The sequence below is a fragment of the Paenibacillus sp. MDMC362 genome (assembly GCF_003269305.1).
Classification (GTDB): domain Bacteria; phylum Bacillota; class Bacilli; order Paenibacillales; family Paenibacillaceae; genus Paenibacillus_AQ.
Map to the genome: position 1 here is coordinate 14262 of NZ_QLYT01000103.1, position 13005 is coordinate 27266.

The 13005-nt window shown below is 49.6% G+C and carries 8 protein-coding genes; all 8 read left to right on the forward strand.

From position 1 onward, the window contains the following. The first annotated feature begins 23 nt into the window (after positions 1–23). Entirely contained in the window at positions 24–515 is a 492-nt protein-coding gene (locus DP091_RS30900) for a MarR family transcriptional regulator (protein WP_113061830.1), read from the forward strand. A 1477-nt stretch (positions 516–1992) separates the two neighbouring features. After that, the gene (locus DP091_RS30905; protein WP_113061831.1) at positions 1993–3594 is read left to right on the forward strand and encodes a response regulator transcription factor; all 1602 of its coding nucleotides are present in this window, start codon (positions 1993–1995) and stop codon (positions 3592–3594) included. Then, on the forward strand, positions 3591–5309 hold the full coding sequence (locus tag DP091_RS30910; protein ID WP_113061832.1) for a sensor histidine kinase: 1719 nt from the start codon (positions 3591–3593) through the stop codon (positions 5307–5309). Before DP091_RS30905 ends, DP091_RS30910 begins: the two co-directional genes overlap by 4 nt. A gap of 96 nt (positions 5310–5405) precedes the next feature. Beyond that, on the forward strand, positions 5406–6362 hold the full coding sequence (locus tag DP091_RS30915) for an ABC transporter permease (RefSeq protein WP_113061833.1): 957 nt from the start codon (positions 5406–5408) through the stop codon (positions 6360–6362). Between the two features lie 18 nt (positions 6363–6380). Then, positions 6381–7286: a carbohydrate ABC transporter permease gene (locus tag DP091_RS30920; protein WP_113061834.1), complete on the forward strand. Its 906-nt coding sequence runs from the start codon at positions 6381–6383 to the stop codon at positions 7284–7286. A 41-nt stretch (positions 7287–7327) separates the two neighbouring features. Continuing rightward, complete coding sequence (locus DP091_RS30925) at positions 7328–8944, forward strand: extracellular solute-binding protein (protein ID WP_113061835.1); 1617 nt, start codon at positions 7328–7330, stop codon at positions 8942–8944. A gap of 14 nt (positions 8945–8958) precedes the next feature. Continuing rightward, positions 8959–11361, forward strand: coding sequence for a hypothetical protein (locus tag DP091_RS30930; RefSeq protein WP_113061836.1), 2403 nt, complete (start codon positions 8959–8961; stop codon positions 11359–11361). A 1416-nt stretch (positions 11362–12777) separates the two neighbouring features. Beyond that, positions 12778–13005, forward strand: a 228-nt coding sequence (locus DP091_RS30940; RefSeq protein ID WP_306438139.1) for a sigma factor, incomplete at its 3' end; no start/stop codon positions are given.

The window sequence follows — 13005 nt, forward strand, 5'->3', positions numbered from 1 at the left end:
TGTGTTACGAAAGGTGCGAGATGATGAATACATTGGAGACGATCAAATGGCTGGTCCATGATCAGGTTGTTCATTTTGTGCATCTGAGCGAGCAAAGGATCGAATCGGAGCAGGACAAGATTTTTCGTTATGCGCAGGAGCAGCAATTGGAGTCGATCCCGCGTCATTTGACTAGCGTGCACGTGATCGACTGTATCGGCAACAACGAGCCGATCAACAATACGACGCTTGCAGAGAAGATGAACTTGTCCAAGGCCGGAATTACCAAAATCAGCGGGAAGCTGTTGGAGGAAGGTTATATCCATCGAAGGCAACTGAATGATAATAAGAAGGAAGTCTACTTCAGTCTGACGGTGAAGGGAAAACAAGTTTTTGAGCTCCATAAACAGCTTCACAAGCTGGAGGAGAAGAGGTTTATGCAGTTGCTTGATTCGTTTAAGGAAGCGGAATTACACGTTATTCTGCGATTTTTGCAAAGTGTATCCACGCATTGGGCTAAGAAAGAACCGGAGTAAGCGAGCGGCCTGATGTTGGTGTCGGGTGACAAAAGAGCAATTACCGACGGTGTGGATCGTCTTGTTGAGTTTTATAAAAAAATCATGGGTGTTTCGGCGGAACGTCCCGTGGCTGCCTTGGCCGAACTCGTTGTGCCATCGTGATCGGTCACTCCCAGCCGGTGACCGAGGAAGCGATCAAACGTTTCAGCGGTAGGGGGGACTCATGGAGACATAACCGAACACCATCCCTCAGAATAAATGACGTTTAACAAAATCATCAAGTTGAATTAAGTGACCTGAACATAACGCACCTTACAACAACAGCAGCCAATTACTTACCGGCTGCTGTTGTAAAAATATGCACCATTTAGGTTATAACAGTTGCAGTTTTATAGCAAACTGGTGTAAAAATGTCGGAGGATATGAACTTGTACCTATTACGGTAATGGACAAGAACTTGGTCCGATTACCGATTTAACACATAACTAATTAAATTTCGATGGCTATTTCATTAAGCTAACGGGCAAGAATAGCGCCCTTTTTATTCCATCAAAAGTACATTTGTCAGGAATGCGTGTCAGAAATCATGGGTATCGTAAATGAGGTGAACGTGGCCAAAGAGTAGGAGACTTGGTTGTTAAAGCGCAAGGCCAAAAGGATCTCCAATTGGGAGATGCTTTTATCCCACTTGTTAAATTATAACTACTGGTTGGCCTAATAAGATTGTATTTCAGACATTACTGCTTTTAATCTGCCTAGACTATCAATTTTAAATAGTTTTTCTCTAAAAGAAATAAACTCATTAGCCGCCTACAAGTAGAAGAGGGCAAAATTGTGTCAATAATGAGGGTAACTTTGTGTCAACTGTCGGGGGACAAGAACATGGTCCCATGGAAAGTCGCTAATTTAGCGGCTTTTTTGTTTTATCGGTAGAAGTTCTTGTCCCGAGTCGAGGACTTCTGTATCCAACTTCCCTCCCCGTGTAAATTCGATCTGGCTTTTTTAAGTGTTCGACCTGCGCTTTCAGGCAAGCGTTCTCTTCTTCAACGCTGCTAAAATGCTTTTTATTCCAGCGTCCACGCTAATCCTAAAGGTTTCTCCATTCTGAAACTTACAGACCCAAGTGAGAATTTGAGATTCACTTTTAGTCCCGAACTTCTCCTCCATAATCATGGGGTAGCGCCTGGTTTCATTTGAATCTCAAACGTACAGCTTCCTTATTGACTTCTTCGCTATAAACCGTCAGCTTTTGCCCTTTCTTTGGTACATCAAAAATCCCCTCCGGTCTACAGTTTTAAGTTCATCATATCATGAACTTTTTTTTTACTGTCTACCACGAAGGGATAATACCATTGCCAAATGGCGGGAGGCTTCTTGCTTTAAACAGGGGAGTTTTACACTTTTTAACCGCTTTCATTTGTGCTAGACTACGATACAACCAAGCAGGGCAAGGTCCCCGGGAGAACACGGAGCACGGAGAGGAAGGGTGGTTAATATGTGGAAAATGCTAGTTGTGGACGACGATAAATTCGAGCGGGACGGCGTTAAGTTCCTGGTTGATAAATACGGCCTGCAGTTGGAACTCATAGAAGCGGACAGCGGCGAAGAAGCGCTTGTTTACCTCGAGGAGCATGAGATCGACATTTTATTTACCGACATTCGGATGAATGGGATGGACGGTCTGGAACTGGCGGAACAGGTCAGAGCGATGGGCAGGCCGATCAAAGTCGTTTTCATGAGTGCCTATGGTGAATTCGAGTATGCGCAGCGGGCGATCGATTTGAACGCGATTCGCTATATTTTAAAACCGGTGGAGGTTAGCGAGTTTCTAAAGGTGATCTCCCAAGTCATTCTTTTGTGCGAGGAAGAACGGCAAGACAGGAATCGGCGCGATAAGTTGGAAGCGGCCTACAGCCGTGATATTCGCTATGAAAAGCAGAAAAGAGTTACGGAGCTTATTCACGGTAAAATCGGCGAGGACGCAGCAGCGTGTTATCCAGCACCGCAGGTAACGGCCATTCCTTTTGTCGGCGGAGACAAGGCCGTGCATATGATCATGCTGGATACGCGCAGCCGCTTTTTCGATTTGCACGACCTGGAGTTGGAACGCGGCTTGAAAGACTTGATCGCTGTCCCTTTTGAACTGGTGCATCTGAACGAGTTTCAAAGTTTGCTGCTGGTAGCGGACAAGGAAGAAAATACGCCCGCCGAAGACGGAGAAGGGGCTATCGATTCTGTCGGTCTGCGTCGGCTTGGCGAGTCTTTAGTCCGTTGGTTTCGGGACGCGCATGAGAGGGAGATGACGGTCGTTCTCGGCGGTTTGCTGGACGGGAAGGTCCCGTTTGACGAGCGGTTCAGCGAAATGGAAGAGGTTTTGGAAACGAAGTTTTTCTACGATGAGGGCGTCGTGCTGCCGACTGTAAAACCGGCTTCGGAGACGGAGAACGGCAATGAAATGTATGATATCGAGAAGGCGCTTTCAGTCTTGTCGGAACATATTCATCGAGGCAGGTACGACTTGGCAAAGCCGCGACTTGCAGGATTAATCGACGAGATGCAGAACAGTGACCGCTACCCGGTGATGTACATCAAATATGTTTGTGTGGAAATCGTCAAAACGCTATTTGACGCTTCATCCCGTAAGGAGCCGAACCGCTTCAAGCAGCATCTCGATCTCATCTACAAGACGGCCAAACTGAGTGATTTAAAGGCCATTATGCTCAGCGTTGTGGAGGGAAGCGAGCCGGAGGCAGGTGCCGGCGGTTCCGACTCCGCGCGCAAAGCGATCGAGGACGTAGTCCATATGATCGAAAGCGAGTACGGCACCGATCTGTCGCTCGATTCGTTGGCGGAACGGGTCTATTTGTCGCCCAGTTATTTAAGCCATCTGTTCAGCCGGCATAAAGGCATCAGCATCAACAAATATATGACCCAGTACCGGATGGAGCGAGCGTGCCAATTGCTGTTGACGACTAATCGCAAAATCGTCCAAATCAGCCGCGATGTCGGCTATGCCAACGTGCCGTACTTCAGTTCGCTGTTTAAGGCGCATTATGGCCGAACGCCAACGCAGTACCGAGAAGGAGCCGGTACATGAGAAGGATGGTCGACGGTCTGTTCAATCGGTTACGTTTTAATCAAAAGCTGTTTCTTTCCTACTTGACAGTCATTATTATCCCGATCCTTATGCTGGGTCTGTATGCCTTCCGACAATCGGAGGAAATGCTGCGCATTCAAGCGACGCAAAGTATTGAAAAAAATTTGACGGCCATCTCGCAATCTCTCAACGGCACGCTGGAGCAGTACGACCATACGATTCGCTCGGTTGTGTATAACAAGACGTTTCAGCGGATTGTCGCAAATGACTACATCGATCTCGTCAATTTGTCGCGAGATTTGAATGAGTATTTGACGCCTTATTTCAATATGATGATGACGCTCAACAGCGATATTAAGCAGGTCACTTTTTATACACAGAGCGACGTTCCCGAATACGGCTTGTCCGTGCAGTCGCATGAGCGTGTGAAGGACAAGAGTTGGTACCACAAGACGATTGTGGGCAGCGGTAATCAGTGGTCGATGAATGAGAGCGGTGATTTGTTCGTGGCAGGACCGTTCCCGCGATTTTTCTCGGATAGCGACACCAATGTGCTCTTCATGGAAATCATTAGCGACGGCCTGTTTAAAAATATCACCAGTTTAGCAAAAGGGTATGACGTCGTCATCGCGGATCGAAACGGTACACTGCTCTACGCAAATTCCGATGCGGCGGCGAGCCGAGCTGCAGAGTTTACGAAAGTTAAGGATCGGCCGGATTCGGTGATCGACGCCAGCGGTGAACGGCTATACACGGTGGCGAAGACGATTGCGCAGACGGGATGGACGATCCGCTGTTTCGTTCCGGCGAAGCAGATGTCCCTCAATGCGGACTCGATCTTGAACGCGACGCTTATCGTCATCGGTTCCTGCATTGCCTTCTTGCTCATCATCATCTCGATCTTTTCCCGCACGATGATCAGACGGATATACAAGTTGAACGCGCTGATGCGGCGCGTGGAGAACGGGGAGTTATCGCTCCAAGTTCAAAGCGCGTCGCGCGACGAAATCGGCGAACTGACGAACCGGTTCGGCAATATGATTGTACGGCTCAATGCGCTGGTGAAAGAAGCCTATACGAACAAAATTGTGCAGAAGGAGGCGGAGCTGAAGGCGCTTCAATCGCAAATCAATCCGCATTTTTTGTATAATACGCTCTCTTTCATCAATTGGGAAGCGGTCAAAAGCGAACAGCATAAAATCAGCCATGTCGTGACAGCCTTATCGCGGTTTTACCGCACGTCGCTGAACAAGGGGGATAACATTATTCCGGTGCGGGACGAATTGGACAACATTAAATCATATCTCGATATTATGCTGATGATGAGCGATTACGATTTCGACGTTTACTATGACATCGATGAAGAGGTGTACGGCTACCGGATGCTGAATCTTATTTTGCAGCCGATTGCAGAGAACGCGGTGAAGCATGGCATCAACCAGAAGAAAGGCGGACGGGGATGGCTTAAAATCAGCGCGAAGCGAATGTCCCAGGTAATCGTGTTCACCGTCGAGGACAACGGTCCGGGTATGGATGAGGAAACGATAAGGCGACTGCTGCTTCAGCAATCTTCCGGCTACGGATTAAAAAATGTCAATGAACGGCTGAAGCTGTTTTTCGGCGCGGACAGCGGGATCGGGATTGAAAGCAATCCCGGCAGAGGAACGGCGATGAGCGTGACGATCCCACCTTATAACAATGCCATAAAAAAGTGAAGTATTTCGAAAATATTTAATAATTCTTTTTCGTAGCGGCCGTGCTATCCTGTTATCAATCCAATGTATGCGCATACAAAATAGGAGGGAACAGCGATGGAGGAGACGGCTCCGCCGGCGCGGAGCGGCTATGAACCAAAGAGCAAGAAGGGCACATGGCGCAAAGTGAAACAATACCGTGTCCTGCTGCTTATGCTTGTACCGGGTATGCTTTACTATCTTGTTTTTCATTATTTGCCGATGTACGGCGTCATCTTGGCGTTTAAAGATTTTAAAATTACGCGAGGTATTATAGACAGTCCTTGGGTGGGATTTGAGGTTTTCGAAAAAGTGTTTGCGGACGGCTATTTTTATACCGTTCTGCAAAATACGCTGGTTATTAGCGTATACAAACTAGTTTTCGGGTTTCCCGTACCGATCTTTTTCGCCCTGCTGCTAAGCGAGATTTCCAGCATGCGATTCAAAAAAGTCGTGCAAACGGTTTCGTATTTGCCGCATTTTATATCCTGGGTTGTTTTGGCGGGCATTTTTTTCACGATGTTCTCTCTGGAAGGACCAATTAATACGGTGATGCAATGGTTCGGCATGGAACCGATATTGTATCTGGCAGATGACCGATATTTTCGAACGATTTTGGTCGTGACGAGCATTTTTCAGGGGTTCGGCTGGGGCTCCATCATTTATTTTGCGGCCATTTCCGGCATCGACCCGCAAATGTACGAAGCTGCCGTCATCGACGGTGCGGGACGGTTCAAACGAATGTTCTACATCTCAATCCCGATGCTGGCGCCGGTTATTGCGATTATGCTCATTTTGTCGATGTCTGGTATTTTGGATGCGGGCTTCGATCAGATATTCAACATGTATAATCCGAGAGTAATGGAAGTTTCGGACATTATCGACACGTATGTGTACCGCAAAGGGTTGGTTGAGATGAACTACAGCTATGCGACAGCGGTGGGTTTGTTCAAGTCGCTTGTAGCCCTCATTCTGATTATCAGTGTCAACCGGATCGTAAAGCTGGTGGGGGGACGGGATCATGCGTTATGGTAGCGGCAAGACGCGCAGGGGGTGTTTGACATCATTCAAGTAAAAAAATCGGCCGGCGACAAAATCGTGGATGGCGTTCTCTATATCGCCGCGGCAATCATTATGCTGGCAACCATCTATCCGTTTTGGACGCAAATCGTCATTTCGCTCGACGGTACGGGGGCGGACGGTGCAGCTTATGCCTCGGGCTTTATTTTGCTGCCGGAGCAGTTGTCCTTCGAAAGCTACAAGCTGGCATTCAAGTTCGATGCGCTGTGGCAAGGGTATTGGAATACAATCGTCCGTACCGTTATCGGTGTCATATTGGCGGTGCTGCTCACTTCCATCACTGCCTATCCGTTGGCCAAGAGGGATCTGCCCTGGAATCGCGTATTTACGGGTATTATTCTGTTCACGATGCTGTTTGGCGGAGGTACGATTCCAAACTACTTGCTGATCAAGGAATTGGGGATGTACAACACGATATGGGCGCTTGTCATTCCCGGTATGGTCGGCGCGTTCAGTGTGCTTATAATGCGGAATTTCTTTCGGGAGATTCCTGCCGAGGTAGAGGAATCGGCCCGGGTCGACGGAGCGGGCTATCTGCGAATCTACACCCAAATCGTGCTCCCGCTCAGCAAGCCAGTCCTAGCGACGGTTGCGCTTTGGGTCGGCGTAGGGCATTGGAATGCCTGGTTCGACAGCATGATTTATATGTCCGATCCCGACAAGCAGGTGCTGCAAGTCGTGCTGCGCAAAATCGTCATTCAGAACAATATGACCGATATTAGCGCTGTCATGCAACATATCGGCAACCAGACGACCTTTTCGGGCCGGCAGTTGCAGGCGACGGTCATTATGTTCTCGATCATTCCGATGGTGATTGTATATCCGTTTATTCAAAAATACTTTGTCAAAGGTGTCATGGTCGGCGCAGTTAAAGGGTGATTCCGAATTGGAACTTCTGGAAAATAGAAGGGGATGAGAACATGTTCGTGAATAAAAAACGTTGGGTGAGCAGCGCGCTCGCCGCAATGATGGCGGTGACGTTGCTGGCCGGCTGCGGCAACGGGTCGTCGGATCAGGCATCACAACCGGGCAACGGGTCGACGGTGTCCGAGGAGGGCGGCGAAAATGCTATGGGCAAGCCGAAGCTGATGTTTTGGAACCTGGACGGAAACGCCGAAGCAGATTCTTATGGAGTTACGGCGCTCAAGGAAAAATTCGATATCGACGTTGAATTTGTTTCTGTCGGCCGCGAAGCGTTCAAAGAGAAGCTGAACTTGATGATTGCTTCCGGCGAAATCCCCGATTGGTGGAAAGAGCCGTCCTTCCCGGAATACGACAAGTTTTTGCAGCAAGAGGTGGCAGCTGAAGTTCCGCAAGATCTGATCGAGGAGCATATGCCGAAATACGTGGCTTGGCTAAAGCGGTATTTGGGCGACGATCCTTTCCGATACGTTCGCCGGGACGGCAAAATTTACGGCCTTCCGGTGCTTTGGGATATCGGCATCGACGGCATGCAGCTCGGCTTCCGGGAAGATTGGCTGAAAAAAGTGGGCATTGCCAAAAAGCCGGAAACGCTCGAAGAGATGGAAGCGGCGCTAACGGCTTTCCGCAACAACGATCCGGACGGCAATGGCAAGAAGGATACCTACGGCATCACTTCGAGCGCAGAAAGCATCGGAAGCTTGTACAGCTCGGTATTCGGTGCTTTTGACGTCTATCCCAGCATTTTTGTAGAGAAGGAGGGCAAAGTAGTGCGGGGAGAAATTGAACCAGGCGCGAAGCAGGCGCTGGAAGTACTGCATCGCTGGTACAAGAACGAACTGATCGATCCTGAGTTTGTCGTCAACAAAGCGAGCAATGTGGAAGACAAGGTACTGACCGATAAAGTTGGCGCAATCGAATATTATTGGTGGGCTTTCATACCGGGCAATGCGTTCCTCGGGGGCGAGCAATGGTATGACAAGCTGAAGCAGAAAAAGGCAGATTTTAACTGGGCAATTTCTCCCGGCGTTAAAGGTCCGGAAGGAAAATACGGCATGGCCCAGTACCATCCAAGCTTCGCTTCCGGCGTCATGTTCGGCAAGCAGTTGAACGACAACCGCGAGAAGTTGATCAAATATTTGCAAGTGTTCGAAACAACGCAGTTTGATCCGGAAATGTACGAGAAGCTGAATTTCGGCGAGAAAGGAAAAACGTGGAATATCGGCGAAAAAGGGACGGTCCAGTTCATCCCGCCTTACAACGACGAGAAAGAGCGTAAGCGGGCGGGTATAGGCGGCTACTCGATGTCCGGCTCCTTCAACGACTACGATTTCCAAACCACCTATACCTCGGAAGAAAGCCTGCGGCAGCTGGCTAAGGACACGCGGGCGCAAGGAACGCGCAACATCGATATTTTGGCGCCGTTCAACAAGCCGATTTATAACGAGTATCAGGATAAACTGAGCCAGTTTACACTGCAGCAATATGTGGACTTTATTACAGGACGCCAATCGCTCAGCGAGTTTGACAACTACGTGGCCAAATGGAAGAGCATGGGCGGCGACAAGGTGCTGGAAGAGGCGCAGAAAGTTTACGACGAGAATTTCAAAAATTAAGGAGCGAAGCGGGCATGTTAGGGTTGTTTGGAATGCGATTGAAGCATATGGAGCTGCAAATGGACGGTCTCGGCCGTCTGATCGGGTTGCAATGTGCCGCGACGGGAAAGTGTTATCTTGCCGGAGAAGCAGGCTCTCCTCTTGTGCGAATAGCGGTAAACGGGCAGATTTTGGAGCCGGAACGGCTTCAATGCGTCACAAGCAGCGTTGGGCACGATGACGGCAGCCGTTTCCTGATGGTATTTGACTTCTTGCACGGGGCTGTGCGGTTGGAAGTGGAAGCGTACGCAAAGGGAGACTATGCGACGTTCGAGATTGTGCGCATTGTTGGCACGGAGCCGGACGTCCTGCTCTGGGGCCCTTACGAAACGGTGATTTCCGGCTCGATCGGGGAGTCGGTCGGGGTCGTGCATGACGGCGAATATGCTTTGGGCTTTCAGGCCTTAAACGAGAAGACGCTCGGCGGCTTCCCGGTGGATCTGAGACTGGACCGCTTTGCCGACCTTTCTTACCCGGACGCGAAGGTCGGGTATGACGTCTGCGCAGCCTGGCCGACAGCCGATGGCAGCTTGCTGCAAGCGTTTACGCGTAACCGGACGCGAGATGAACGGCGGACGGTATGGGGAACGCCCGACATCCCGGTCACCCCTATGGATGGCCCGGATGCAGCGCTGACCGGGTCAAAAATTGCGCTGTTTGGTTGTCCGGCCGATCTTATCCTGCAAATAATCGAAGCGATCGAACTGGGCGAAGGTCTGCCACATCCAACGATTGACGGTGCTTGGGCTAAGTCGTCGCCGGATGCGAAGCAGTCGTATCTGATTACCGACTTTAATGAGGGTGATATTGGAGATGCGGTAGCTTTCGCGAAGGAAGCCGGCCTCTACGGTATTTATCATCCCGATCCGTTCGCGAACTGGGGACATTTCGAGCTGAAACCGTCAGCCTTTCCAAATGGAGACGCCGGGATGAAAGCTTGCGTTAAGGCGGCGGAGAAAGAAGGGGTAATTGTTGGCGTCCATACGTTGACCAATTTTACGACACTCAACGATCCCTATGTCACGCCCAAACCGGATAAACGGCTGCAGCTTGTGGGAAGGGGGCTGCTGACTGCATCTGTCGGGCTAGAAGCGACAGAGATCGAGGTTGACGATCCGCGTCCGTTTCAGGTTAGCTTGTTCCGGCGAACGGCCGTTATTGAAAACGAACTGATTGAATACGACGCAGTATCGGAGGAAGCGCCGTGGAGGCTACTCGGCTGCCGTCGCGGGGCGAACGGGACGGAGATTTCCGCCCACGAGACGGGAACGGCTGTCGGCCGGTTGTGGGACCACCCGTACGATGTGTTTTTTCCGAATTTGGAATTGCAGGATGCGTATTGTGACCGGATTACGTCCTTGTTTCAGACAACGGGATTGCGGCAAATTTCGTTTGACGGTCTGGAAGGCGTCTATGCGACTGGCCATGAGGATTACGCGACAAACCGCTTTGTCAAACGCTGCTATGACGGATGGGAAGGCGAAGTGATCAATGATGCCAGCATCGTAGTTTCCAATTACGCCTGGCATATCCATACACGCTTCAACTGGGGCGAGCCGTGGGGAGCCGCGACGCGGGAAGGGCAGTTGGATTGGCGGCTCCATAATCAGCGCTTTTTTGCCCGAAACTTTATTCCGGCGATGCTCGGCTGGTTTATGCTCCGCTCCGTTTCGAACCAGTTCGAAGCAACGACGCAGGACGAGATCGAATGGGTGCTCTCCAAGGCGGCCGGTTTCGACGCCGGATTCGCATTGTTTGCCGACATGGCCGTGTTAAAGCGAAACGGCAATATCGGCGAATTGCTGGCGCTTGTTCGCGAGTGGGAGGCCGCCAGACGGTCGAATGCGTTCAGCGAGTCGCAGCGCCAACAGATGCAAGACCCTGCCCGCGACTGGCATCTGGAACCGGCGGGGGAAGGCCGCTGGAGGCTGTATCCTGTGGACATATCGGATGAATTGCTGTGCAATCCGGAAGAGCAGCAACCGGGTCAGCCGGGCGGCTCGGACTGGGCGTTCTACAATCGGCAAGAGGAGCAGCCGCTCCGATTCATTCTGCGCGCGGTGCCGTCCTATGGCAATACGCGGGGAATGGTTAAGCGGCCGACGTTTTACGCCGGCGGCAGCTACATGACATTTGAGACGGAGATCGGCGCCGGGCAGTATCTCGTGTGCGAGAGCGACCGGATAGGCCGTGTCTACGACGCTAACTGGAACTTGTTGAAGACGGTGGAGGCTGTGTCGGAAGCTCCGTTGCTAAAAAGAGGAGGGCAAACCGTCTCGTTCAGTTGCCGCTTTGAAGGCCATCCAAAGCCGCGCGTATCCGTCAAGCTGTTCACGCGCGGCGTGCCGGAAGTGGTGGCAGCGCGGCCGGGCGAATGAATTTAAATGCAGAGAAAGCGATTCGACGACTGTTGATATGCTTTCTCTTTTTTTTTATTTTTAATATTGGCTGCCGGGTTTTATGATTGGGGAGCCGTCGATGAGATTGTAAATAGTCTTGCAGCTGGTATGGAGCCATCAAGTAACGAAGCTGGTGAGCGTAAGCTTATTGAAGCCGTGCAAAGTGGAAAGCTGTCGGGGGACAAGAACATAGTCCCATAGAAAGTCGCTGATTTAACGGCTTTTTTGTTTTATCGGTACAAGTTCTTGTCCCGAGCCGAGGACAAGAACTTGTACCGATTGCCGTATTGGACAAGAACATGAGCCCATTACCGATTAGACAAGTATCTAACTAAGAAGTTTCAGTGAGGCTTGAAGGAATTTTCTCCGTTGTGACGAAAATCGTTTCAGGAGGTGTTGGTTATGGACGTTAAAATTGACTTAGAATTCACCCCAAGATCGCCACTTCCCGGCGCAACATATACGGAATCTAGTTTTGTACGTTCGTCATCCCAATTCACTTTTCGATCTGAAGAGATTGGAATCGCACTCGTGAATCTGTGGAAATTTGGGTGGGAGGACGGTCCTGTTGTTGATTCCTTAGGTGGGGAGTTAAGTACGTAAAGAGGAACTTCTCATGCACGAAGGAAGAAAAAATCATTCTGAATAAACTAACGCCATTAGTACGTTCACTGCGGCAACGGGACATCCAGATTTTCCATTGTAACCATGCTCTGTTTTTGAACCATTACCCCCCAGTGGTACGAATCGACGACTGAGGAGGAACGGGCTCATTTAAACGATCTTAAGGATTACCATGAGATCGGTAAGGAAGAAAAGTTAACTTCATTTCCTGAATTCGAATGGAGGGAAGTCTGGAGGGCCAGACACAGAGACGATGTGTTTCATGCCCAATGGATGAATGAGCAAGAAAATGTGTACGATCAAATCAAGATACCCGTGGAAATCGAGCCACAAGATGGAGATCTTCTCATTTACTACAAAGAACAATTCGATCGTATACTACAGCATTCAATGATTGAACTAACGGGATACGTTAGTTGAACTTTGCTCAGCTGATGATTTACAAAAGCGAGCCCCTTGTAGAGAAAGAGAGGGCCCGCTTTTTTATGGCAACGAACATATACGCATAAATGTCCTCATAAATAGCGGGCCTTTTGATTTATGAATATTAGCTTTTGTCCAAAGCCTGTGATAAGAAATTTTATCCTTAACTTCGGCAGATTTTCTTATAAGGCATCTTGGTTTAACAATAACGCCAGCGGATATGCCGATATGCAGAAATAAATCATTTTCCGGTCACAGCTGAATACTTGTCCTATATTTTGAAATAATTCGAACGATATCAATAAATATTACCAATATATACTGTAAGACCGAAGGGGGAGGTGGCAGATGAATCATCCATCTGAATATGCAAGGCTTATTTCGCTTACGCTGGCCGGGAGCCGTGATGCGTTTGGTGAGTTATATGAAGCAACCATTAAGGACGTGTACAATACTGTTTATTTCCTTATTCGGGAACCATCAGATGCAGAGGATGTCGTTCAGGAGATTTATATTCAAGTATACCGGTCTCTTGAAAAGTTTGACGTAAGCAGGCCGTTTCGGCCTTGGTTAATG